General features: G+C 58.7%; 22 protein-coding genes and 1 pseudogene. 17 read left to right on the top strand and 6 right to left on the bottom strand.

Going from position 1 to position 23727, the window contains the following annotated elements; all coding sequences use genetic code 11:
• Window positions 1-68 precede the first annotated feature (68 nt).
• From C7402_RS09265 to C7402_RS09190, 16 genes and pseudogenes are all read left to right on the top strand, one after another.
• Window positions 69-815, top strand: a complete 747-nt coding sequence (locus C7402_RS09265; protein ID WP_165841839.1) for an SDR family NAD(P)-dependent oxidoreductase — start codon at window positions 69-71, stop codon at window positions 813-815.
• Window positions 812-2614, top strand: a complete 1803-nt coding sequence (locus C7402_RS09260) for a GMC family oxidoreductase (protein ID WP_279635541.1) — start codon at window positions 812-814, stop codon at window positions 2612-2614. Before C7402_RS09265 ends, C7402_RS09260 begins: the two co-directional genes overlap by 4 nt.
• Entirely contained in the window at window positions 2586-3356 is a 771-nt protein-coding gene (locus tag C7402_RS09255) for an alpha/beta hydrolase family protein (protein ID WP_116610390.1), read from the top strand. The genes C7402_RS09260 and C7402_RS09255 overlap by 29 nt, the downstream gene beginning before the upstream one ends.
• 79 nt (window positions 3357-3435) lie before the next feature.
• Window positions 3436-4329, top strand: coding sequence for an NAD(P)-dependent oxidoreductase (locus tag C7402_RS09250; RefSeq protein ID WP_116610389.1), 894 nt, complete (start codon window positions 3436-3438; stop codon window positions 4327-4329).
• Between the two features lie 9 nt (window positions 4330-4338).
• Complete coding sequence (locus C7402_RS09245) at window positions 4339-4713, top strand: NIPSNAP family protein (RefSeq protein WP_116610388.1); 375 nt, start codon at window positions 4339-4341, stop codon at window positions 4711-4713.
• A 12-nt stretch (window positions 4714-4725) separates the two neighbouring features.
• On the top strand, window positions 4726-5775 hold the full coding sequence (locus C7402_RS09240) for an amidohydrolase family protein (RefSeq protein ID WP_116610387.1): 1050 nt from the start codon (window positions 4726-4728) through the stop codon (window positions 5773-5775).
• A complete protein-coding gene (locus C7402_RS09235) occupies window positions 5772-6113 on the top strand; it encodes a NifU family protein (RefSeq protein ID WP_116610386.1) in 342 nt (113 codons plus the stop codon). Before C7402_RS09240 ends, C7402_RS09235 begins: the two co-directional genes overlap by 4 nt.
• A complete protein-coding gene (locus tag C7402_RS09230) occupies window positions 6110-7147 on the top strand; it encodes a fumarylacetoacetate hydrolase family protein (protein ID WP_116610385.1) in 1038 nt (345 codons plus the stop codon). The genes C7402_RS09235 and C7402_RS09230 overlap by 4 nt, the downstream gene beginning before the upstream one ends.
• Window positions 7148-7179: 32 nt before the next feature.
• Complete coding sequence (locus C7402_RS09225) at window positions 7180-8292, top strand: amidohydrolase family protein (RefSeq protein ID WP_116610384.1); 1113 nt, start codon at window positions 7180-7182, stop codon at window positions 8290-8292.
• The gene (locus C7402_RS09220) at window positions 8289-8705 is read left to right on the top strand and encodes a metal-sulfur cluster assembly factor (protein WP_116610383.1); all 417 of its coding nucleotides are present in this window, start codon (window positions 8289-8291) and stop codon (window positions 8703-8705) included. The genes C7402_RS09225 and C7402_RS09220 overlap by 4 nt, the downstream gene beginning before the upstream one ends.
• Window positions 8702-10390 (top strand): GMC family oxidoreductase, encoded by a 1689-nt coding sequence (locus C7402_RS09215; protein WP_116610382.1) that lies wholly within the window; start codon window positions 8702-8704, stop codon window positions 10388-10390. The genes C7402_RS09220 and C7402_RS09215 overlap by 4 nt, the downstream gene beginning before the upstream one ends.
• Window positions 10391-10421: 31 nt before the next feature.
• The gene (locus tag C7402_RS09210; RefSeq protein WP_116610381.1) at window positions 10422-11783 is read left to right on the top strand and encodes an MFS transporter; all 1362 of its coding nucleotides are present in this window, start codon (window positions 10422-10424) and stop codon (window positions 11781-11783) included.
• Window positions 11784-12068: 285 nt separating this feature from the next.
• The gene (locus tag C7402_RS09205; protein WP_165841838.1) at window positions 12069-13112 is read left to right on the top strand and encodes a porin; all 1044 of its coding nucleotides are present in this window, start codon (window positions 12069-12071) and stop codon (window positions 13110-13112) included.
• Between the two features lie 60 nt (window positions 13113-13172).
• Complete coding sequence (locus C7402_RS09200) at window positions 13173-13529, top strand: BON domain-containing protein (RefSeq protein ID WP_116610379.1); 357 nt, start codon at window positions 13173-13175, stop codon at window positions 13527-13529.
• 491 nt (window positions 13530-14020) lie between these two features.
• Window positions 14021-15056, top strand: a pseudogene (locus tag C7402_RS09195) (methyl-accepting chemotaxis protein).
• A 217-nt stretch (window positions 15057-15273) separates the two neighbouring features.
• Window positions 15274-15921 (top strand): GntR family transcriptional regulator, encoded by a 648-nt coding sequence (locus C7402_RS09190; RefSeq protein ID WP_116610378.1) that lies wholly within the window; start codon window positions 15274-15276, stop codon window positions 15919-15921.
• A gap of 120 nt (window positions 15922-16041) precedes the next feature.
• Here C7402_RS09190 and C7402_RS09185 read toward each other — a convergent pair whose 3' ends face one another.
• The 6 genes from C7402_RS09185 to C7402_RS09160 form a co-directional block, all read right to left on the bottom strand.
• Entirely contained in the window at window positions 16042-17154 is a 1113-nt protein-coding gene (locus C7402_RS09185; protein ID WP_116610377.1) for a porin, read from the bottom strand.
• Between the two features lie 119 nt (window positions 17155-17273).
• The gene (locus tag C7402_RS09180) at window positions 17274-18365 is read right to left on the bottom strand and encodes a hypothetical protein (RefSeq protein WP_116610376.1); all 1092 of its coding nucleotides are present in this window, start codon (window positions 18363-18365) and stop codon (window positions 17274-17276) included.
• A gap of 54 nt (window positions 18366-18419) precedes the next feature.
• Entirely contained in the window at window positions 18420-19673 is a 1254-nt protein-coding gene (locus tag C7402_RS09175; protein WP_116610375.1) for an MFS transporter, read from the bottom strand.
• A gap of 81 nt (window positions 19674-19754) precedes the next feature.
• The gene (locus tag C7402_RS09170; protein ID WP_116610374.1) at window positions 19755-20915 is read right to left on the bottom strand and encodes a DUF5624 domain-containing protein; all 1161 of its coding nucleotides are present in this window, start codon (window positions 20913-20915) and stop codon (window positions 19755-19757) included.
• 19 nt (window positions 20916-20934) lie between these two features.
• A complete protein-coding gene (locus C7402_RS09165; protein WP_244314801.1) occupies window positions 20935-21717 on the bottom strand; it encodes an amidohydrolase family protein in 783 nt (260 codons plus the stop codon).
• A gap of 126 nt (window positions 21718-21843) precedes the next feature.
• Window positions 21844-22623 carry an HpcH/HpaI aldolase family protein gene (locus C7402_RS09160; protein WP_116610372.1) on the bottom strand — a complete coding sequence of 260 codons (780 nt, stop codon included), beginning with the start codon at window positions 22621-22623 and terminating at the stop codon, window positions 21844-21846.
• 98 nt (window positions 22624-22721) lie between these two features.
• Between C7402_RS09160 and C7402_RS09155 the strand changes: the two genes are divergently transcribed.
• Window positions 22722-23609: a LysR family transcriptional regulator gene (locus C7402_RS09155; protein ID WP_116610371.1), complete on the top strand. Its 888-nt coding sequence runs from the start codon at window positions 22722-22724 to the stop codon at window positions 23607-23609.
• Window positions 23610-23727: the final 118 nt, after the last annotated feature.

Raw genomic sequence — 23727 nt, 5'->3', positions numbered from 1 at the left:
CATCCACCAACATTGGAGCCCCTTGTATGCCTGGCCCTTCCTCCAGTTCCGACGGAGTCGATCCCTCAATGCCGCTCGCTGGCCGCGTCGCTCTCGTCACGGGCGCAAGCCGCGGAATTGGCGCGCAAATAGCGCGTCGGCTCGCAAAGAGCGGTGCAACTGTGGTCGTCAACTATCCAGACGAATCGCAATCTGTACTGGCCTCCCAGCTCGTCCAGGAGATCGTGCGGGACGGTTCAATCGCGGAGGCCGTGCGAGCAGATGTCGGCGATCCTCCACAGATACAGGCGCTGTTCGAGCAGATTCCAGCGCGCCACGGCAAGCTCGACATTGTCGTGCTGAATGCCGGAGGTGACGCAGTTGTGAAGTCAATCGCCGAAACGTCAGATGAGGACTTCGATCGAGTCATGCGCCTCAATGCGCGCGGCCAGTTCGTTGCGATTCAGGCTGCCGCGCGCCTGCTCCGTCATGGCGGCCGCTTGATCTTTATCTCGTCGAGCACGGCCACCCAACCCTACCCCGGTACCGCCTCCTACGCTGGGGCAAAGATCGCGACAGAAGCGTACATTCAAACGGTAGCGCAGGAGCTTGCAGAACGTGGCATTACCGCAAATGTCGTATCGCCCGGAATGACCGCAACGGAAACGATGCTCTCGCAAACTACGGAAGCACGCCGTGCAACAGTCGTTGGCGCAACACCGCTTGGACGGATCGCACAGACGGCAGATATCGCGGACGTCGTACATTTCCTGGCTGGGAGTACGTCACGCGCTCTCAACGGGCAGGTGATTCATGTGAACGGTGGTCTGCTATGAGCATGCAACCTACCGGCAAGCAGCGTGCGAACGCATCGAACGACGAGTTCGGTGCGTTCGACGTCGTGATTGTCGGTGGAGGGTCCGCCGGCTGCGTGCTGGCCAATCGCCTCTCGGCCGAACCTGGGCTTCGCGTATTGCTGATTGAGGCGGGGCGCGATTTCGCGCCTGGCGACGAACCCGCCACCATGCGTGACAGCTATCCGCGTTCCTACGGGCAACCCGAATGGTTCTGGTCGCCATTGAACGCAGAAGTCCGCCCCAAGGAGACTCCCAGGCCCTTCGAGCAAGCACGTGTGATGGGGGGAGGCTCTTCGGTAATGGGCATGGCTGCGCTGCGCGGTCTTCCATCGGACTACAATGCCTGGGCCGCCGCAGGCGCAGTCGGTTGGAGCTGGGACGATGTTCTTCCCTGGTTCCGCGCGCTAGAGAATGATCTCGACTTCAAAGACGCGATGCACGGTGACAAAGGGCCCGTTACCATTCGCAGACACGCGCCTTGGACGTGGCCCCTCTTCTCGTCGGCCATGGCGGACGTGCTTCGCGCACGTGGCTACGAAAGTGTGGCCGATCTAAATGGCAGCTTTGAAGACGGGGTCGGCGCTGTGCCGATGAGCAATCTTCCGTACCGCCGTATTTCCGCTGCAGTCGCATATCTCGATGCGGCGGTGCGCGCGCGACCGAACCTTCATATTCTGGCCGCAACCCTCGTTGAGCGCGTCGAACTAACCGGCAAAAGAGTGTCAGGTGTCACCGTTTCCACACCTCAAGGAAAGCGCTTCATCGCTGCACGTCATGTCGTCGCCGCCGCAGGAGCGATCCACTCACCGGCACTATTGCAGCGCTCCGGGATCGGGGAGCCGGGCATATTGCAGGCGCTTGGCATTCCGGTCATCCATGCATTGCCGGGAGTCGGCAAAAATCTCCAGAACCATCCCCTCGTCTCTTTGGCCGCGTGGCTCAAACCCCGCGCGCGCCAGCCCAATGCCTTGAGGCCCGGCTTCTCGAACTGTCTTCGATACTCCTCCAACCATGCGCAGTGTCCCGGCGGCGACATGTTCCTCGTCATGCTGAACAAGACGTCCTGGCATGCTCTGGGTAGATCGATTGGTGGCATCGGCGTTTCGGTCTATAAGCCATTCTCGCAGGGGGACGTTGCACTGCAATCGCGCGATGCGCAAATACCTCCCCGCGTGCGCTTCAACCTCCTCGCCGACGAGCGCGATCGGACGCGACTGGGGGCAGGTCTGCGCGTCGCCCTCGATTTGCTGGCTGAGCCGAACGTTGCACGACAAATCGACGGTGCGATTCTGCCGGTCAAGGGGAAGCTCATCCGGGACCTGAGCCGTCCTGGTACCTGGAACGCGCTCAAGGCCCGTGCTGCAGCTTCGGCGTTCGACCTAAGCCCTCATGCTCGAACCAAAGCGTTTGCAGCAATTGGTCTGGACTGCGCCTCGCTGCGAAGCCACGACGACGCGGCGATTGCAGACCTCGCGTATGAACGCGCAGTACCCACGGGCCATGTGGCGGGGACCTGTCGTATCGGCTCAGCAAGCGACCCTTATGCAGTTGTCGACACCCAATGCCATGTTCGCGGCGTCGAAGGATTAAGTGTCATCGACGCTTCAGTCATGCCCGCTGTCGTGAGTGCCAACACGAACTTACCGGTCCTCATGATTGCCGAGAAAGCTGCTGCCGACTTGAGCGCCACCCTGTGCGGCCGTCGTGCAGCAACAGCTCCCTCTTTACATTCCATTCAAGGAAATCCTCATGTCCGATATCCCACTTCCGCCTACTGACCACAAGCTCCACGATGGTCACGTAACACTCACTGTCCGTCACCATCGTCCTGCCCAGACCGGCAACGCACCAGGCATCATGGTCACGCCGGGTGGCATTGCAACGGGTTCGCTTGACAGCATCGATTGGGCGGCGAGCCGACTCGCACGTGCGGGCTTTAATGCGCTCTCGATCACCTACCGCTCCGGCTCCCCTGAACATGATCCTCAGGACATTCGCATCGCACTCGAATGGTTCTCGGAACGCGAAGGCGTTGACGGCAATCGTATCGCTGTCTTCGGCATGTCTCGAGGCGGCATGAGTGCGCTTCGGGCTGCAGCACTTATCCCCGAACTCCGCGCAGCTGTGAGCTTCGGCTCCCCGACCGACCTCCTTCAGCATGTGCGTGGCGTAGCCCCGTACGCACCGGGTCGCTATCAACTTCTCTGCAATTGGCTAGGCGGCGTGCCTGATGAGAACCGTGCATTCTATGAAATGATCCAACCGATCAGCTACGCATCACAAATCCACCAACCAGTGCTTGGGATTCATGGTCAGTTCGACATGCATGTTCCGCCAGAACAAACGATTTGGATGAACGAAGCACTTAGGCGGCACGGCAACGAACAAGCCGAGGTGCATTTGATCCCTTTCATGAACCACTACGCTGACGTCACACCGACCTATCAGTTTGGTTTCGATCTCGTGATGGAGCCAGCCTGCGAGTTCTTCAAGCGAGTTCTCGAACCCGCACTCGCCTGAAGTCACGTGACGGTCCAGAACAAGTTCGCCTCAAATTGAATTCACTTTGAATTCATAAAAGATTAAACGGAGAAGATTTATGTCCAAGCGCGTTGGCATCATCGGCGCCGGACTCATGGGGCTCCCCATGAGCATTAACTGGTTAGCCCGCGGCTGGGAGGTCATGGGCTATGACGTCTCACCGTCCCGCACGGCGTTGCTCGCTGAAGCGGGTGCGCACGTCGCACAAAAAATCGAAGAAGTGGCTCAGTTCTCCGACCTAATCGTGCTTTCGCTGCCTTCTAGCGCCGCGCTGGACGACGTCGTTGCCAACCTCGCCTCATGCACGAATGCGCACCATGTAATCGCCGAAACCAGCACGTTCGCCGTCGAAGATAAAGAGCGCGCCGCTGCTCGCATCGCGGCCAACACCGATGCGAAGTTCCTTGACTGTCCAATTATCGGCGGTGCCGTTCAGGCAAAGACCGGCATGCTGACTATCCTCGGTAGCGGAGACGAAGAAGCGTGGCCGAAGACGGAACCGTTGTGGGCGGACACGGCCCGCCAGTACCGATACGTCGGCAGCTTCGGCACAGCATCGAGGCTCAAGTTCGTCGTCAATCACTTCGTCTGCACAACAACGGTCTTGATCGCAGAAACAATGCGATTTGCGGAACGCGCCGGTCTCGACCTCGCGCTCGTCAATGAAATCATCGGCAAGAGTCCCGCATCCTCCGGCATCTGGCTCGCGCGCGTACCGCTGATGCTCAGTGGCATCTACGACGACCCGGCGACCAAGGCCGCCGAGCTCGCTATCCCGTTCAAGGACACACGCATCATCGCCGACTTCATCGACCAACATGGTGCTCCTACACCACTCTTCCAGGCTGCCCTTGACATCTATCGCGTCGCACAGGAGCAGGATCGTGCAGACCAAGACGCAGCAGCTCTCTTTGAGGTATTCGGCTCCTTGACCGCTCAACGTAACCAATAGGATCGCGCGATGATAATCGAACAGAGATTCTACCGAGTTCGCCCTGATCTCCTCAAACAATGGCTCGAACTCTGGAAACGGGCTGCACTACCCGTTCAGCTCGAACATACGCGACGGCATGGCGGGGACTTTCTCGGCATGTACCTGAGCGAATTGGGCCAGATTGACGAAGTCACGCATCTGTGGCGACACTTTGACGTCGCCCGCCGTATGCAAGCCCGAGGCGAACTCGAAAAGGATCCTCGTTGGGCCGAATATCGCAATCAGGTCGATGCGCTCGCGCCAATGCTCGGTATGCGGAACTCCATTCTGCGGCCAACGGAATTTTCACCAGTTTCGATTGAACCAGTCACGCAAAACGATAGCGCGGCCAAGAGCGAGTAACCGGAGCTCACAATGATTGACGATATCTTCGTTTTCGATAACGCAATTCACCTCTACGACATGTCCGCCCAGAATCTGAGGGAGGACCGACCCGACGCCGCAGTGACTCGGGACAGTATCCTGAAATACGTCAAGACATTGCGATGGCCGGGCAACCCGCGGTTTGAAGACCCAAGTTTCAACTGGGCACGCCGTTGGGAAGCCGAGGACATGTACGACCTGGTGTTCAAACAATCAGCAACTGATATGGCGATGGCGCAGGTCGTGCCAATGTTTGACCTCTTTAAGAATGGCGAATCGCCAGTCGCGACACAGCACGCTATGGCAGCGGCCTATCCCGATCAGGTGCTGTTCTGCGGAGGTGTCGATCCAATGCATCGAGGGCTCAACTACGCGCTCGACCAGATGGACATCCAGATGCACGACCTCGGCGCACGCTCTTTCAAGTTTTACAACGGCCACGATCGTATTGCCGACTGTTGGCGCTGCGACGACGAACGCCTAGCCTATCCGATGTATGAGCGTGCACTTGCGGCAGGCGTCAACGTGCTCCAATTTCACAAGGGTAATCCGTGGGGCCTCCAGAACATGGAGTATCTCCAGCCCTATGACATTCAGGCGCCAGCACGCGATTTCCCTGGGATCTCGTTCATCGTCCATCATCTCGCGTTGCCCTACTTCGAGCAGATGGTATCGATTGCCGCACGCTTTCCCAATGTCTATCTGTCACTGGCCGGCTATATCAGCCTCTACCGGTTCGCTCCGCGCCGCGTTCAAGAACACCTTGGTCGTCTTTTGCAAATGGTGGGACCTGAGAAATTGTTGTGGGCATCTGAGGCAGCGCTCGCGGGAGGTCCGGCACCGACGCTCAAGGCATTCATGGAGCTCGAAATTCCTGAAGACCTGCGCCGTGACTATGGTTATCCGCAAATCACGTATGACGCGAAGAAGAAAATCCTCGGCGAGAACTTTGCGCGGCTAATGGGTATCAACCTCGAGGAGAAGAAGCACGAACTAGCAGCCAACGGAAAGCTCTCCACGCAAAAGGTGGAGGCTGCATGAACATCAACTTTGAGCAAGTTCAGCAGGCCGTTACTTGCCTCTCACGCCTGATTCGCGCGCACGCGGGCGGGCTCGAACTCGTCAGCGTCGACGATCTCAACGGCGTCGTAACCGTTCGCTATACCGGTATGTGCCTGGGTTGCGAATTGCGGCCTGTCACGACAGAAGGTTCAGTGCGTCCCGCCCTCATGGAAATCGACGGTGTGACCGAAGTTCGCGTTGCGGGTATGGGCGTCTCCCGTGAAGCAGAAGAGCGGATAGCTCGAGATCTGGAACCGTACGGCGTGCGAGCACGTGCAGTACGGCTCACTCGCCAAGCACGTGAGGTGCAGCAATGAAATTTGTTTCGTACACCGGCAGCGACGGTATCGGTCCGCGCGTCGGCGCGCTCTTGAAATCGATTGATATGCCGCAGGAATGTATCGTCGATCTTGAACGGGCATACGCACTCTACCTGGAAGACGTCGTCGCGGATCCGTTTGCGCTTCAAATCGCTGCCATCCGCATCCCTCAAGACCTCAAGGCACTCATCGCTGGTGGTCCGCTCTCGATTACTGCCGCGCGCGAAGCGCTCGCCCATGTTAGCCAGGCACTTGGGGACGCAGGCTATGGAAGATTGCTTGCTGCACGCGTGCTTCAACCTTCAAGCGTCGCCAAATTGCATGCCCCAATCGCGCGGCCCGGCAAGATCATAGCCATCGGCGCTAACTACTCTGGCCACATCGCCGAAGGGCGGGATGCCGGCGTCCTGCGAGAACTCCCCGCCTACCCGGTGGCCTTCCTGAAGATGCCTTCCGCCGTCATCGGCCCTGATGACATGATCGTGCGCTCGCGGCACACCGAAGAACTGGACTACGAGATCGAACTCTCCATGGTCATTGGCAAGCGCTGCCGAGATGTTCCCGCTGCTAACTGGCGCGACGTCGTAATGGGATTCACGATCGTCAACGATGTCAGCATGCGCGATCTCATCGTCCAAGAGAAGCCTACTGGCGTGGTCTTTCAGGGCAAGAACCTCGACACTACGTGTCCGATGGGACCGTGCGTCGTTACCGAGGACGAGATTGCTGACCCCGGCTCTCTCGAAATTGCTCTGCGCGTGAACGGCCAGACACGACAGCACGACAACACCGAGAACATGATCTTTACTTGCGGACAGATCATCGAGTACTGGTCGTCGCGTCTCACTCTCGAGCCAGGTGACATTCTCACTACGGGAACCACAAGTGGTGTCGCTGGATTTAGCAAGCGCTTTCCTGAACGCCTCCTGAAACACGGCGATGTTGTCGAAGCCGAGATCGAATCAATTGGGATCCTCCGGAATTCCGTGATTGACGACGAATCCCGCCCCGCGCATCTCCACATCGCCTGATCCCCAATACTGTCACTGACGGAGCAAAAGACATGACCGAATCTAGCAATCGCTGGCATCTCGATGACATATTCATTCTCGACTCCACCGTACACGGGTACAACACGCTGCCGGAAAACCATGTGGACGGGAAATTTAAGGAACGCGTCGCAATCCAGCTTTCCGATACCTTGTTTGCCGGCCATAGCAAGCTCATCCCCGACGGCAATCCGAAGTGGGCGTTGTCGCACGAGCGCTTTAGACATGCAGCCGATCCTGACCTGTTGGGTCACGCGCTTTTCGCCGAAAGTCAGACCGACGTATGCGTCTATCACGGTACGCCGCTCTATGGCATTTACCGAGACGGCGGTTCACCCTTGTCGGTAGGCCGAGCAATGCGGGAACGCTGGCCGGATCGGGTGGCCCTTTACGGACCCGTGAGTCCGTGGCAACCGGATGCCATCGATGTCATTGACCAACTCGTCGAGGAAGACAAGGTAGTCGGTCTCAAGTTCTACCCGATGGACCTCGTGGACGGCGAAGTACGCAGCTATCGACTGGACGATCCCGAGATCGCGTTCCCTTTGCTCGAACACGCACGCAAGCGCGGCATCAAGATGATCGCAACCCACAAGGCGATCCCGCAGGGTCAAGTGCCGAGCGAGCCGTTCGCACCATTCGACGTTGCCGGCGCAGCAGTTGCGTTCCCCGATATGACGTTCGAAGTGGTGCACGGTGGGATTGCTTTCCTCGAGGAAACAGCGTGGCAAATGCAGCGCTTCCCGAACGTGACCGTCAACCTTGAAGGCAGCAGTGCGTATTTGCTCCAGCGCTCGCCGAGGCGCTTTGCCGAACTGCTTGGCTCCCTGCTCATGTGGGGCGGCGAAGACCGAATCTTTTGGTCTACGGGTTGTGTTGCGCATCATCCGAGGCCATTCGTTGAGCTCTTTTGGGACTTCCAGATTCCCGAGGACATGAGTCGCGACTACGGCTACCCGCAATTGACGGAAGCCATCAAGCGAAAGGTCCTCGGCCTGAATCACGCGCGCTTCCTCGACTGGAACGTCGATGCGCTTCGCGCAAAAATCAAAAACGATGAATTCGGCAGGCAGAAGACGCTGGCCGAACCGTGGACAGGTGTGCAGGAGCGGGAGCGTGCGGCATGAAGACTGAAAAGGAAATTCGAGCAGCCCTGAATTGCGTCATCGATCCATGCAGTGTAGCCGCCGGATGCACCGCCGGCCTCGACGACATGGGACTCGTGCGTCAAGTATCACTGCGCGAAACTGAAGCCGGCACTCATGTCGAAGTCGTGATTGCTGTGACCGAATATGGATGCCTCATGGGCGCGCCGTTTGCGACGGAGGCTTACAAGGCTCTTAGTGATATGCCCGGCATCGCTAATGTCGAGGTCCGGCTTGACAGTCAGTTCGACTGGGACCCGGAAGACATGAGCGCAGACTATCAAGCGAGACTCCATCGGCATCGGCAAGGCAGGAGCGGCGTGATTCCGATTCGGCCGATATCTGCGGGGTCGTGCGCCAGCGGTCACGCCCCCGCACGAGGAGTTAGTCGGTGAGCGATACGTTCGACTACTTGATCATCGGGGCCGGGGCAGCAGGCTCCGTGCTCGCCAACCGGCTAACCGAAAATGGCAACGCTCGCGTTGCATTGCTCGAGGCGGGACCGGATCTAGTCGCACAACGTGTCCCACACGACATCGAGAACGTGTTTCCGCTTTCGGCGTTCAATCCGCGCTATATGTGGTCTGACTCAAAAGTCCACTGGAGAACGGCACAGGACTCCCCTGCTGTTCCGCTCCAGCAAGGCCGCAACGTGGGCGGTAGCTCGTCGATTATGGGTATGTGGGCAGTTCGCGGTACTCCGCGCGATTACGACGAGTGGCAGGAAGCTGGTGCTGACGGCTGGGGATGGGATGACGTGTTGCCCTGGTTTCGCAAACTCGAAAACGATATTGACTTCGACGGTCCTTTACACGGTAGCACCGGACGAGTCCCCATCCGACGAGAAAAACCTGACGACTGGCAACCGCTTGCGCGCGCGGTATTTAAGGCCACGACGAAAGCGGGCTTTAGGCATATTGAGGACATGAACGCCGACTTCGGCGACGGTCATTGCACATTGCCGATCAGTCGCTATGAGGCAGCTCGCGCATCCGCTGGTCTTTGCTATCTCGACCACGCTACGCGGGTGCGCCCTAATCTTTCGTTACTGCCGAGCACCGAGGCGACTCATTTGCTGTTCGACAACGGCCGCGTAGTTGGCGCAGCTGTTAGGCGTGACGATGGCAGCGTCGAATCGGTGCATGCTCGCGAAACTATCGTGACGGCGGGCGCGTTGCGCTCACCGAGCTTGCTCTTGCGCTCCGGTATCGGTCCAGGTGACGAATTGCATGCGCTTGGGATTGAAGTCCGCACAGATCTCCCCGGTGTCGGTCACAATCTGCAAAATCACCCTATCCTTTTCACGACAGCACTGCTCCGACCAGAAGGCCGCGACGCACCGGGTTGGCGTCCGGCAGGCTCCACATACCTGCGGTGGACATCAGGAATTGAAGACGGCCCGCCAGGAGATCTCGGACTTTATATTCGCAGCTACCTGTCATGGCATGCACTTGGCCGCCGCCTCGCCTCTCTCGCCCCCGTCCTTATGCGTCCCGACTCGCGCGGCACCGTGCGACTCGACCCCGACGCGCTCGACGGCGCGCCACGCGTAGAGTTTGCGTTCGCCTCCAATGAACGCGATCTCCTGCGCCTCGTTCAGGGTTTCGAGCTCGCCTGCAGGGTTTTCGACGCACCCGAAGTTTCCGAGCTGTGTCATGCGCCCTTCGTCATGCAGGACGCGGCACGCCTGATGCGATACAACACGCCTTCAAAGTTCAATGCGGTGCGTGCAGCCGCTGCGGCTGCGTGGATGGACCTTGACCCGCAAGGTGGCATGCGTGTCCTTCAACACTTCGCGAGACTCGCGCCACTCGCTTCACTTCGCGGCAGCGGAGATGCATTACTCGACTACATACGCACTTCGGTCACTGGAACCGGCCACGTCTGCGGCACATGCGCAATGGGAAGGGCGAACGACCGTATGGCGGTTACTGGTCCAGACGGTGCCGTGCACGGCGTAGCTGGCCTACGCGTTGCAGATGCATCCGTCATGCCACGCGTACCAGCCGGCAACACTCATATACCAACCATCATGATCGCCGAGAAACTCGCGCATGCCATCGAGACAGCTTCACGTTGATCAGTAAAAACCGCAAATACAGAGGATACAGATGGAGACAAACCAACGCATCGACGTCGCAGCCGTAGTTAACGGCGCGAGGTTCAGCCCGCTACAGTGGCGCATCTTCGCGCTGCTGTTTCTCATCATTGTCATCGATGGCTACGACACCCAGTCTATCGCCTTCGTCGCACCTGCCATCAGTGCGCAGTGGAAGCTGGCGCCGTCCGCGTTCGGCCCGATATTCTCTGCAGGGTTGAGCGGTACCGTATTGGGTGCAGTCCTCTTCGGCATGGCAGCCGACCACCTCGGTCGCCGTCGCCCCATTATCCTGTCGGTCGCGCTGTTTGGCATTCTCACGTGGTTCTGCAGTATCGCAGACACCTACACCCAACTTCTCGTTTACCGCTTGCTTGCGGGCATTGGCCTCGGCGGTGCGCTCGTGAACTTCCTCGCACTCGCTGCTGAATATGCACCGGAACGACTGCGAAATACTGCCGTTACTATCAGCATGTGGGGGTTCCCTCTTGGTGCCGTAGTAGGCGGCGCGTTCGCCGGTCGCATGATTGAACACTTTGGATGGGCTTCAATTTTCCATCTCGGCGCCGTACTGCCCCTCTTGTGCGTACCACTGCTCATCTTCCTGCTGCCTGAATCGATCCGCTATGCCACGCTTTCGGACAGGCATCGAGACGGGATCGCTCGCATGCTCTCGCGCATTGATGACAGCCGCAAATATAGTGCGGATCAAGCGTTCTACGTTGCTGAGGTAAGCACGAGCCGCGGTAGCTTCCTGGCGCTGTTCCGCAACGGCTTCGGCATTCATACAATCCTCCTGTGGTTCACTCTGTTCTCGTCGCTCTGCGTCACCTACTGTCTCATCAACTGGATCCCGTCGTTGCTCAAACAGATTGGTATGCCGCTGCAGCTAGCCGTTATGGGCACGGCCATGATCAATTTTGCAGCCATTATCGGGAGCCTCTTCGTGGTACGCGTCGCGAAGCGTCATACCCTACGCCGCCTCGGGTACGCCTATGTCTTTGGCGCGTTGGCCATCGCAGGCATTGGACTCTCAGGTAGCCGCACTGTCCCGGTCATGACCTGCATTTTTTTCGCGGGCTTTTTCATGATCGGAGCACAACTAGCAGTGACCGCATATATCACCGGCTTCTATCCGACGTCGATTCGTGGTACGGGCGTGGGCTGGTCTCAGGGCGTTGGCCGCTTCGGTTCGCTGCTCGGGCCGCTAGCGGGCGGATTCGTGCTTTCCATTACGGCACAACCGTCCGAGATGTTTCTCTTTTGCGCAGTTCCCCCCGTCGCAGCGGCATTGGCTCTTTTCCTGCTCTCGTCCATATCTGTACGTGAGCCTTCCAGCAGCAGTTCGACACTTCAAGCTGCGCCGAGACAGTAACGAGTCCGTGATCCAGGTCGGGTAGCACGTCGCGCCAGCGCCGAGCACCTTCGAAGCCCGACCCTCCCACACCACGGCCATCACGCGATGCTTACGCATCGCATTGCATCAACTAGCCCGCAGCTTACCTCTGCACGGCGCACAGCAAAACATGCGCCATAGGTAAAACCGCCAAGTGAATTTAAATTGAATGCAATCTAAATTCACTTCTAGGCGACCGATGTACTTTGCCCAGCAACATCATAACTACGGAATCACTTAATAAAATTGGTTAGGAGACTTAAATTGAATCGACGGATTTGTCTTGCCCTCATATTTGTGTCCGGGGGGGCATACGCACAAAGCAGTGTGACACTTTGGGGACGTCTTGACGCGGGGGTTCAATACCTGACCGGCGTTGCGGCAGCGAACGGCTCGCGCTCGAATCTGTTTAGTATGGATAGTGGCGATGCCGGCGCGAGCGCCTGGGGCATGACGGGCGTAGAAGACATTGGGAACGGCTACAAGATCAACTTCAAGTTGCTGGATTACATCCTGGTGACGAACGGTATGAGCTCGAATCCGTTCTGGCAAAACGCCTACGTCGGCATGTCAGGACCGTTTGGCTCGTTCCGCATGGGGCGTGACGACGGGATCATCAAGGACGGGACCGCCGACTACGATCCGTTCTATCAGCAACATATCGGCATGGAGTCGCTCGTTCGTGGAGCAAACTGGCCGAACTTCAGCAACACCTTCAGCTACTACTCGCCCTCTTTCGCGGGCTTCGACGTGGGCTTTCAGTACTCCCTGAGCGGCGTACCCGGTCAGTTCAACAGTGGCAGAACTAGCGGTGTGCAACTGACATACCGGTTGGGAGCTTTCTCGACTCGGGCCGTCTACCAAGAGGTTCGTGACGCGAACGGCCAATTCAGTGATCTCTTCACAGCGCAGAAGCAGTTCTTCGTCGGCGCCGGTTTCACTGGCAGCATTTTCAAGTTCCAGGCGGCATATACCTACATGGCTGCGCCGCAGGCCCCCGCGAGCAGTCCTCGGTACGCAGACTACGCATGGGGTGGCGTGACATACAACGCACTCGGACCACTCAAGGTAATCTTAGGTGGTGCTTGGTTACACCAGCGCAATGGCCACGGAAACGCGACACTGGTTGAAATCGCTCCGACGTACAATTTGTCGAAACGAACTTACCTTTATGCCGCCGCCGGGTATGTTTTCAACGGCAAGAACACGAACTTCAGTCCCGTGGAACAGCCCGAGGGTTCGCCTATGAACCCCGCATTGGGTCACAACCAGTTCGGCCTCTTCAGTGGGATCATGCACTACTTCTGAACGAGTAAGCGCAACGCTCCCAAGCCGTGCATCCACCGCAGTCTACCCATCGAGGCTTTGATGAAGAACCGCTACTTTCCTCTGCTTTTCGCTCTGCTCGCGTCGCAGGCGATCTTGGTCGCTGCACCCACGTTCGCACAACCGCAAGCGCCGGAAAGCGCTAGTCTGCCTTCTATACGTGATCTGAAGCACCCTTCGCCCGAAGATAAACAACTGATCAAGGCTGTCCGCCGAAAGCTCGCGAGGACGGCGGGCCTCAATCCGTCAAGTGTTTCCGTCCTGGCCCACGACGGGGTCATCGTTTTGACGGGCACGGTGCCCACGCAGAACGAGATCGGTCTCGCGACCTCCGCCGCTTCACAGGTACCCGGTGTGACATCGGTAATCGACAAGCTGACCATCCGCACTGCACTTTAACGTTGCACATCTTTGAAGGCGGCCTTTGCGCCGCCTTTCTCCATGAATGTGAGTGTTTGTACTTTTGAAGACCGTCTGCGTAGCAGTTCTGCACAGATTCGAACAAGCACGTGATCGCACGCGATCAGTTGGACCGCGCGTTGTTCGCCCGCTGGAAGCGGACGGAGATCGACGAGCTAGTGCGACTGACGCGGAATCGCTGCGGATATCGAAATTCAAGCTTCCGGCTCTGCGACATGATCCGGCAACGGAGTCGATACCGGGATGCACTCAGGCGGTACGTTGGACGTGCCGGGAAATGCGACTCGCAATAGTCGAACTGCCTTGCCCACAACGTGGGCGTGTTACCGGCCAAATCCGTGCCGTTCCAAAAGCCGGCCGCCCCATTGTCGTGAAGAAAACGTTTGCATTCGGCATCCAACGCACCAGCGCGAACAGGCCCAAAGCTTGCATACTCGACAAGCAAGCTAACGCCCTGATGGAATCATCACATGTCGAATCCCCAAGCTATCGTCGACCTCACGCATGAAGTGAAGCGCCTCGCAACCAGTAAGATTAGCGACATCAACGACATCCATCGCGAAACCACGTTTCTCGCGTTGAATGCACTCATCGAAGCGGCTCGGGCGGGTAACGCGGGCAAAAGGCTTCGCGGTGTTCGCCAATCAGGTCAAGCACGTTTCTAGGCGCATCTCTGAAATCACCACGGATCTGAACAAGGACCTCGCCGGCTCGCTGACTACGCTTACGCAGCTCGGCGACAGCATGATTGAGCGCCTGCGTTCACACGACGGCCAGCGCTGCGCAGATCTTGCGCTCAGCGTGATTGACGTCATCGACCGCAATGTCTATGAGCGTTCTTGCGACGTGCGGTGGTGGGCAACAGATTCGGCCGTCGTGGAATGTCTCACCCGCAGCGAGCCGTCTTCGGCAAAGCACGCGAGCGAGCGGCTTTCCGTGATTTTGGACAGCTACACGGTCTACCGCGACATATCGGTTGCTGACGGACGCGGCTTCGTTGTCGCCAATGGGCGGCATGGCCTGTACGCGGTACGTGGGCAGAACGTAGCAGGAACAGAGTGGTTCAAGGCCGCGATGAAAACGCGTTCAGGCGCAGAATATGTTGCATCCGACGTCGAGTCTCTTGCGTTATTGCAGCATGCTCAGGTGGCAACTTATTCAACCGCGATCCGCGAGAACGGTCACTCAGACGGTCGCGTGCTGGGTGCCCTCGTGATCTTCTTTGACTGGGCGCCACAGGCTGGCGCTGTTGTAAATGGCGTACGCCTAAGCGAGGACGAATGGGTGCGCACGCGCTGCATGATTGTCGATTCGGCGTTTCGCGTGATTGCGGCCTCGGACGGGCAGGGGCTCCTGACCGAACGCTTCCGCCTACATACATACGGCAGGCCGGCGGGCTTCTACCGGGCAACAGACGGAACAGTCGTCTCTTTCGCCGCGACCCCAGGCTACGAGGCGTATCGCGGGCTGGGCTGGTTTGGCGTGATCTGCCAAAAGCCTGTTTGAAATCGCATTCGGGATCACGCGAATGTTCGCACCAGGCGCACGTCGCCGGAATTGGCGGCAGACGAATTTTCACTGCGAACAACCGTCTGTCTTTCACCACGAGACGGACGGTTCCAGCGGCCCGCGTCGACAAAACAGCCGCCGCCGTGAGGAGGGCGTCAATGGCCTATAATGACGTCGCCGCGCATGGGGCGCGATCGTCTATTTCGCCAAAGAGATGTCCGAAACCACGCATCTGCACCACCAGATTACAGAAGTCCTCCGGGACAGGATCGTGGATGGGGTACTCCCGCCCGGCACGCCCATTTCCGAGCGAGAACTGTGCGCGGAGTTCAACGTGTCCCGCACACCGCTGCGCGAGGCGTTGAAAGTATTGGCTTCTGAGGGGCTTGTTCAGTTGTTCCGCAATCGTGGCGCCGTCGTCGCAGCGATTTCCGTTGAGACGATTGAGGAGAAGCTCGGAATCATCGGCGCCCTGGAAGGCTACGCCGCCCGGCAAGTCTGCCTAGACGCGACGGACGAGGAGATTGCCGAGCTTGTGCAGCTGCACAAGACGTTCGCTGCAGAGTACGACCCGGAGACCCCCGAGAGGTACTTCGAGCTGCACCAAGCTCTTCATCGTCGTATCATCAATCTCGCGAATAACGCAGCTTTGCGTGACACCTATAACCTGCTCTCGCGTCATGTCCAGCGTGCACGTGTCGAAGGGCTGAGGCGCCACGGGAAGCTGCCTGACGTCGTGAGCGAAAACGCCGCCATCGTACGCGCAATCCGCCTGCGCGACACGGCAGCTGCACAACGGGCAGTCGAAAAGCACTTGAGTCGCGTCGCGCAGGCAGTGCTGACGCATTTCCGCACTCGTTAGCCACAGTCCACCATCTGGAGGACGGCGCTGCTGTCGCGGATGCTATTCGGGGCCCTTGCGAGGGTCGAATAGCTCCAGACAAACGTGACGACGAGGCCCTTGTGGAATGAATCGAACGCTTTAGAACAGCTTACGCAGACCCACTCGCACTGCGACGGAAGTATCGCCTGTTCCTACATAAACGCCGTTCTCAAAAACCGGTGCCGATCCGCCGCCAAGGAATACAGGCGCGGCTCCGCCAGTCGCGCGAAGCCACGTCGCGCTCGTGTAAATGTCGACGCTCTTCGAGAGCCAGTAGTCGCAAAGCGCCGTCGCGTTTACCCACTTCTGCGAGCCGAGCTTACTGTACCAAGCACCGGCCATCAAAGTCGTCGACGGCGTAAGAAAGAATGCTTCGTTCGCTTCGTAGGTCAACATTGAACCGCTGTCCTTGCCAATCTTGAAGCGCGTATCGGTGAAGAGCAAGCGCGTGAGGCTGCGGCCGAAGCGATAGCTGCCGCCCACCCCAAGAGACGCGACGTTGTTGGCGAGTACCGGGCCTGCGGGCAGACCAGGAAAGAACGTTGTGCCAGCTTGGGTCGGTCCGTTCAAGCCGAGGTCGTGGGTGTTCGTATATGCCAGACCAAGATTAAGCGGGCCATTCGTGTAGCGCGCGCCAAGAGAATAAACACGCCCCGTTCCTGCACTCACTGACTGCGAGGGGAATGCATACAAGCCCCCAAATGTGAACCCGGCATAGTTCGGCGATGTGTACTTCATGGCATTGTTGATGTGCAACGTGCCGGCAAGATGGTCGAAATCTCCGGGATGCCACGAATACTGTCCCGCGAGTTGGCCCATTGCGAACTGCGTAAGATTGTCCCAGAAGAAGTCATACTGCTTGCCAAGCGTCAGCGTGCCCGCAGTGTCGTTAGCAAGCCCCACCCATGCCTGACGGCTAAATAGAACGCCCGATTGAACCATCGTACCGGTATACAGATTGAAGCCGTTTTCGAGGTCAAAGATTGCTCGGGTGCCACCGCCGAGGTCTTCCACGCCGCGCAGACCCCAGCGATTCGACTGGATTGATCCGTCATTGGCGACGAACGTATGATGGCCATTCAAATTGCTGAAGTAGGTAATCCCCGCGTCGATAATGCCGTACAGCGTTACACTGCTCTGCGCATGCGCGGTCCCCACCGTGCCGGCTCCTATGAGGGCTGCGACCGCCGCCTTCGTCATGGTTTTCTTCATTGCGCGTCTCCTTTGCTTTTTTTAGTTAATGCGAGTCCCTCCCTCGCGTGAGGGACTCATTTGCGATAAGGGGATGACCCGGCCCCAGCCGGGTCATAAGGTGAACGCGACGACTCGCGTTAGGCGTTAAAGCGGTACAAAGTTGAGGCCACGCCAAATCGCTGCTCGGCGCTCAAGCTATTCGTGACGGCCAGGTAGCGAGTACCGCCTTCCACAAAGCTTGTAGCCGACGTTGCTGCACTCGTTTCGAAGGTCTCGATGAGCACAAACGCGTCGCCCGCCCACTGAAACACCTGTGATTCGCGTTCAACAATAGGCGCCTGGGGAGTTCCAGTGATGAAGCACACGCGCACGAGATAGAGTTCGCTTCCGCTCTCGATGAGGCAGAGCTCGCGTCCTCCCGCCTTACCCAGTAGCTGCGTTTCGACAAAGCGGTCGCCGTCGAATTTATACAGCGTGGTGTGTGCGAGCAGATTGACGTGAAGCATCCATAATTTGCCGTCCGCCTCGAAAAATCGGAACGTGCGTCCGCCCTTCTCCTCGAAAAGTTGCAGCATCACGAACTGATCACCGTTCCAGCGCAGCACCGACGAGCCACTCACATGATCCGAGTACGCGAGAAGGTGCATATCACCGTGCTGGAAGTGATTCCAGTCATAGCCCCACAGACCTTCTACTGTCTGAAAGAGTTCGAAGCGCTCACCGGTCCACTCGAAGATTCGCGAAGTGCGCGGGTGCGTCGCATCCACTCCGTCCACGGTTACGCCTTGTGCCAACGCAAGAAAATGCCTTTCGCCGATCGTGAACGCCCGCCACTGCTTCGCCGCGAAAACAGCAAAGTATTGCATCGCCTCCCACGCGCCATCGCGCCACTCATAGAGCGCGGCCTGTGTGTTGAGTTCGTACGGCCCACGCCCCCTACGAATGCCCGCAGTAGCAAGAAATCTCCGGGAACCGATTTCGAAGTATTCGATGTCCTCGCCACCCTTTAGCGGCAACGCGCCACATTCAACGAAGCGCTCCCCTTCCATCCGAAAAAGTGGCGCCTCGATATCGCTGTCGCCACCATTCATGTATGGAGGCTCACCCGGGAGATCGCGCGCAAGCTGCGCCACGGCAAGGTAGCGGATGTCGTCAATTTTCCAAGTCGCCGACGCTCGCGCACCAGTCGTTTCGAGCTCTTGAATCGGCGTCAAGATGCGTACGCTCATTGAATTCTTCTCCTTTTCCTAAATTACTCTTGTCGCTCAGACATCCGGCGCGACCTAATGCTTCCCTTCCGCCACAACGAGAGAAGCGCCAGCCTCGGACTCGCTTTCTCCCGCCAGTCCCTCGCCGCGTCCCCAGAAGCTCGCGAGTGCAACCCCGCCAGCAGCGAACAATGCAAGCAACCCTGCGAAAACAAACAATCTGTCGAACGAGACCTGATGTGCCAACATCAGTCCGCCAATTACCGGACCGATGATCGAGCCAAGTCGGCCGATTGCCATGGTCCATCCCACGCCAGACGCTCGCACCGCAGACGGGAACAAGCGACTGGCGATTGCGGGGAATGTCAGTTGGCCACCTACAAGGAAGGCCCCTACGAGGAACAACATGCCAAAGAGGGCGTTACCTACGCCGATGAGCAGCCCCAGCGCACACGTCAATAGTGCGCCGCCAACGAATGACGTTGCTACCGGGCGGAAAGGCTCGCGTCGGCGCACAATCCATGACAGTCCAAGCGCGCCGACGATGGCACCCACGTTGAGAACGACCGCGCCTAGGGCAGCGCGTGCAGGCGGGACACCGTTCATGTTCAGAATGGTCGGAATAAAGCTGACCAAGAAGCCAGAAACGATCATGCTCGCAAGCACACCGCACCAGAGTGCAAAGGCGGGCGCAGCCCTGCCCTGTGCGAGGATTGCGCCGAGCCTCGCATGGCCTCGCGTCGGTGCTTCTGACACACCTGTTTGCGCCGGAATAAGCCAAATCACAGGAACGAGCATGGCAAGAGCAAACGCGCCGCCCATCCAGAACACAATCTGCCAGCCGTAATGGATCATTAGAGCTGCCGAAATCGCGCCGCCCACCACTGCGCCGAGCGGGAAGCCGATGAACATCAGGATGACAAGCGAAGACCGCTGTCGCGGTGACGCACACTCTGCAGTGATCGCAGCGACCGGAGGAATCGCACCGCCCATCCCGAGACCACCAATGAAACGCAGCAGAGCGAGTTCCGGCGCCGAAGTCGCGAACGCACAAGCGAGCGTAAGCAAGCCCGTAAGTGCGAGCGCCACAATCAACATCGGCTTGCGACCAAATCGATCGGCGGCCGGCCCCACCACTATCGAGCCGACTACTGTGCCAATGAAGCCCGCGCCGAAAACACGACCAAGCGCTGCATGATCGATCTGAAGTGCATGCGAAATTAGCGGGGCGACGAACGACAGCATCAACGTATCAAAGCCGTCTATCATCGACACAGCGAAACAAACCAGCGTGATTAGCGCGGCTCGCTCAGTGGAACGGGCATTCATGTTTATGTCTCCAGCGGGCGACGATCATAGCGTCGCCCTTTCATTATCGAGATGTTTCCTACTGCGCCGAAGGACGCCGTGTCACACACTCCCTTGCGGCGGATATTCAACATCGGTGAAACCGGGGATCGGCACGAGCGTCGGATCGTTGCCGTTCGCGTGCAGCTGATCGACGATATAGTCCGCTACGCAATTGGAGAGTAGTTGCGCCGGATCCTCCATGATTCGGCGGAGCCGCGCCGTGGTCGCTGTGCGATCGCGCAGGTCCGTGATTGGTGGCATGCCGCCTGCCGTCTGGGGTTCAAAGTGATAACCGGCGTGATTCGGGAAGAGCTCTCGCGCCACGTCAATGCTTGCGCGTGTGTTGAGCCACAGCACCCTGTAGTCACGCTCCAGCTTCGCGAGGCCTGCCGCGTCGGGCGATTGTGCGACGGAGAACGACGGCGCATGCGGAGCAACAAGCACGCGCTCGGGCAGCAACGCGCTCTCCGAAGAGCGCCACAGCAGGTAGCACATATTGTTTGACGCCCAGGTCACGCCAGCGGTTGGCCGCCCCGACTGCCCGCTTACCAGCGCCATCGTCCGGCTCCAGTCGAGCCGCTGCTCGCGCAACCAGTTACCGATGCGATAGACAATATCCAGGTAGGCGAGCCCGAACGTGGCGAACATGACGTCGTTCATCGGCACGCTCACGCCTTCGCCCGGATGCGGCGCGAAGAATTGCGCATTCAGTGCGTCAAAGCTCAGTAGTGCCGGGTCCCGCAGCGCACGCTCAAGCATATTGAGCGAGGCACCACATGTGTAGTCAACAAGATCAACAATCTTCTGTTCGTAGCCCGCAAAGCTCGCAACATCCACGTAATCGCGCCACAGCGCGAGTGAATTGGCCTCTCGCGTCTTTTCCACGTGGCCGAGCAATCTTTGCGCGTCGGTGCGCCATAACGCCTCGGCCCCGTCGTCACCTGCCAGCTCGCGCATACGCGCCAGATACGCCAGCGCGAGCGGTAGGTGCGAGACTGCAGTCAACTCAATGAAACCACGCGTGGACTTGCGGAAGCTTTCAATTTTCGGCGCAGCGCCGTCGCCCGGGAACAGTACGATATCCGAGCCTGTCGAGACAATAATCGGATCGCTCGCAGCGAGATCCGCCATTTGCACGCTCAAATGCGCGCCGATGCTCTCGGGGTCAGACGTAAAGGCACGAAACAGGCCCGCGAAGGCGGGATCTGGCTGATAACTCATGATTGCCTCTCCCACTTCCTCAGAAGTCGAACAAACGCGCGGGGTTGTCCGTGAGAATCGCTCGATGCACGGCTGCGTCATCAGTCCACTGCGCGAGCAGGTTAAGCAGTTCACCCGTATCGCGCGATCCGTCCGGGATATGCGGCCAATCCGAGCCCCAGATAACCTTGTGCGGTGCTGCGGCGATGATGCCCTTCGCCATCGGCGCGACCGCTTCGTAGCCGCGATGCTTGGCAATGCGGTACGGCGCGCTAAGTTTGAGCCAACAGTTACCGTCGCGAAGCAAATCGAGCAGACGTGCGAAGTCGTCCTGCGTGAGCCCGTCTTCTTCCAGCATGTAGCCCATGTGGTCGATAACGAAATCGGTTTGCACGTCCGCGAGGAACGGAATCAGGTTGCGCACAACCCAGCCCGGAGCATAGAACTGCAGGTGCCAACCAAGCGAGGCACAACGCTTCGCCATGCGCGTGATGTACTGCTGGATTTCGGCCGTCGGCAGAACAGAACGTGCAAACAGGTCCAGACGCACGGCGCGCACGCCTGCCTTGTGGAAGCTGTCCAGCGTTGCTGCGTCGGTATCCTCCTCAATCATCGCGACACCGCGCGCGATCGATCCAGCCACTTCGAGTGCGTCGATCATGCAGCGATTGTCGGTGCCGTAAAAGCTCGGCTGCACGATCACGAAGCGCTTGAGCTTCAGGACCGCCATGAGTTGTAAATAGGAAGCAAGCTTGCCGTCCGGCAGCGTGTAGTGAGGGCGCGCAACGCACGGATAACGGTCGAGCGGGCCGAATACATGCATGTGCGCGTCGCACGCAAGATCGGGCATCTCAAACGCGGGGCGCTCAAGCGTAAGGCAATCGCGCATGGGCGTAGAGATGAGCGGAGTATCGGTAGGGTTAGCCATGACTTCCTGTAGTTCGATAAATTAATTGGTTGCACGGGCTTGGGCAGCCCTTTGCCGCAATGCGGCCAGAAATAGATCCGTATCGATGCCGGCGAAGAGGAACGGCTTGGCGCCGTCGCGGCGTAGTGCGGCAAGTGTTTCGCTCTCCGGCATTCCGCCGACGATCGCGACCTTTCCGTGGCGACGAGCGGCCTCCAGCACATGACGGCACGCCTCGACAACCTCCGGGTGCGTAGGCTCGCCCGCGTGACCGAGGTCTGCCGACAGGTCGTTGCAGCCGAGCGCCACGATATCGACGCCATCCACCGCTGCGATCTCATATGCAGCCTGAACACCCGCGCGACTTTCGATGAGCACCTTAAGAGCACTCGCCGCATTCACCTTGGCGTTCATTTCGCGCACTGGCAGCGCGGCGTACCCTACGTGCGGCAACGTCAGAATTTGTGAGCGTTGGCCGAGCGGCGCGAAGCGCGTCGCGGTGACGGCCACCCGTGCCTCTTCAGCGCTCTCAATGCGTGCCACGATGATCCCAAGTGCACCACCGTCAAGCACGCGATTAATCGCCCCATAGTCGCGCTCCGGTACGCGTACCCACGGCATCAGACCGAGATCCTGGGCACAAAGGCACATCTGCGACACCGCATCCACCGGCATCGTGCTGTGTTCCATGTCGATCCAGATCGAGTCGTAACCGGCTGCTTTCGCCCAGCGCACGATTTCTGGCGTCCGCGAGGCGCGGATTCCCAGCGCGACGACGTTGTGTCCCCCACGCAGGCGCTCGAGCAATTCCGCTCCGTCCATGTTGTCTCCGTTCGTTCTATCGGGTGATGAAAGTATGGCCGATGCTTGTGTTTTGCATTATTCTTTAATTTCATTTTATTGATTTACAAAACATATCAATGAATCTGCGGCATCTTGAGTACTTTGCGGTCCTCGCGGAGGAGCTTCACTTCCGACGCACCGCCGAGCGCCTCGGCATCACCCAGGCGCCCTTAAGCCTTGCAATACAGGCACTCGAGGCAGAACTTGGGGCCCGCCTGTTTCATCGCACCAGGCGGGAGGTCTCGCTGACCGAAGCGGGAATGGCCCTCGTCGACGACGCGCGAGCGATCCTCGCGCGGGTCGAGCACGCCAAAGAGTCCGTCTGGGAGACGGTTAGCGGGGATGTCGGCCGGTTGCGGGTGGGATTTACAAACGCGTCGTCACTCTCACCCATGTTTCCGAAGCTCATACACGCCTACCGGACCCAACGACCCAACGTCAACATCACCTTGACCGAGGTTTCGTCTTCCCGTCAGCTTGAGGCGCTCGACCAACGCGAGTTGGACGTCGGCTTGTTGCGGGCCCCCGAGGCCCCACTTTCCTCTAGCATCGCGATAACGCCGCTCTACACCGAGCCACTACTCCTCGCTGTGCAATCACAAAATCGCTTGGCCAAGGTGCGGAAAGTTCGAATTGCCGATTTGCGTGATGAGCCATTTATCGCGTATCCCCAGAAGGCTGGCGTCGTGATCCACGAGCAAACGCTGTCGTTGTGCGCAAAGCGCGACTTCCAGCCAAAGGTAGTACAAGAAGCACAACAAGCCTCCACCCTTATCGGGTTGATTGCGACAGGGCTAGGAGTTGCGCTTGTTCCAGCATCCTTGCGTGCCATTGTCATTCCCGGTGTTGTGTTTCGTTCGCTTGACGATGAAGATACGTCGACTACGCTTTCCGTGGCCCACCGCTACGGTGAAGCAAATGCGCGCGTTACCCTATTCGTAGAACTTGCACTCTCGTTCCGCTAACGCCTTCCGGTTGCGGCCCAACCGCAACATCGGATGCTTACGCCAAAGAGGTTGCGTCTCGTATGAAACGAGACCCAACCGTTGGCGAGCGATAAGGGTTAAGCCGACGGCGTCAGTG

This window comes from Paraburkholderia unamae (assembly GCF_003096875.1).
Classification (GTDB): domain Bacteria; phylum Pseudomonadota; class Gammaproteobacteria; order Burkholderiales; family Burkholderiaceae; genus Paraburkholderia; species Paraburkholderia unamae.
Note: the sequence above shows the minus strand (reverse complement) of the source record. Positions and strands in the feature narration are given on the sequence as shown.

Bases quoted from the DNA above. Each gene is read 5' to 3' on its own strand.
- C7402_RS09265 (WP_165841839.1), top strand. From the start codon at position 69: ATGCCGCTCGCTGGCCGCGTCGCTCTCGTCACGGGCGCAAGCCGCGGA.
- C7402_RS09260 (WP_279635541.1), top strand. From the start codon at position 812: ATGAGCATGCAACCTACCGGCAAGCAGCGTGCGAACGCATCGAACGAC.
- C7402_RS09255 (WP_116610390.1), top strand. From the start codon at position 2,586: ATGTCCGATATCCCACTTCCGCCTACTGACCACAAGCTCCACGATGGT.
- C7402_RS09250 (WP_116610389.1), top strand. From the start codon at position 3,436: ATGTCCAAGCGCGTTGGCATCATCGGCGCCGGACTCATGGGGCTCCCC.
- C7402_RS09245 (WP_116610388.1), top strand. From the start codon at position 4,339: ATGATAATCGAACAGAGATTCTACCGAGTTCGCCCTGATCTCCTCAAA.
- C7402_RS09240 (WP_116610387.1), top strand. From the start codon at position 4,726: ATGATTGACGATATCTTCGTTTTCGATAACGCAATTCACCTCTACGAC.
- C7402_RS09235 (WP_116610386.1), top strand. From the start codon at position 5,772: ATGAACATCAACTTTGAGCAAGTTCAGCAGGCCGTTACTTGCCTCTCA.
- C7402_RS09230 (WP_116610385.1), top strand. From the start codon at position 6,110: ATGAAATTTGTTTCGTACACCGGCAGCGACGGTATCGGTCCGCGCGTC.
- C7402_RS09225 (WP_116610384.1), top strand. From the start codon at position 7,180: ATGACCGAATCTAGCAATCGCTGGCATCTCGATGACATATTCATTCTC.
- C7402_RS09220 (WP_116610383.1), top strand. From the start codon at position 8,289: ATGAAGACTGAAAAGGAAATTCGAGCAGCCCTGAATTGCGTCATCGAT.
- C7402_RS09210 (WP_116610381.1), top strand. From the start codon at position 10,422: ATGGAGACAAACCAACGCATCGACGTCGCAGCCGTAGTTAACGGCGCG.
- C7402_RS09200 (WP_116610379.1), top strand. From the start codon at position 13,173: ATGAAGAACCGCTACTTTCCTCTGCTTTTCGCTCTGCTCGCGTCGCAG.
- C7402_RS09190 (WP_116610378.1), top strand. From the start codon at position 15,274: ATGTCCGAAACCACGCATCTGCACCACCAGATTACAGAAGTCCTCCGG.
- C7402_RS09185 (WP_116610377.1), bottom strand. From the start codon at position 17,154: ATGAAGAAAACCATGACGAAGGCGGCGGTCGCAGCCCTCATAGGAGCC.
- C7402_RS09180 (WP_116610376.1), bottom strand. From the start codon at position 18,365: ATGAGCGTACGCATCTTGACGCCGATTCAAGAGCTCGAAACGACTGGT.
- C7402_RS09175 (WP_116610375.1), bottom strand. From the start codon at position 19,673: ATGAATGCCCGTTCCACTGAGCGAGCCGCGCTAATCACGCTGGTTTGT.
- C7402_RS09170 (WP_116610374.1), bottom strand. From the start codon at position 20,915: ATGAGTTATCAGCCAGATCCCGCCTTCGCGGGCCTGTTTCGTGCCTTT.
- C7402_RS09165 (WP_244314801.1), bottom strand. From the start codon at position 21,717: ATGCATGTATTCGGCCCGCTCGACCGTTATCCGTGCGTTGCGCGCCCT.
- C7402_RS09160 (WP_116610372.1), bottom strand. From the start codon at position 22,623: ATGGACGGAGCGGAATTGCTCGAGCGCCTGCGTGGGGGACACAACGTC.
- C7402_RS09155 (WP_116610371.1), top strand. From the start codon at position 22,722: ATGAATCTGCGGCATCTTGAGTACTTTGCGGTCCTCGCGGAGGAGCTT.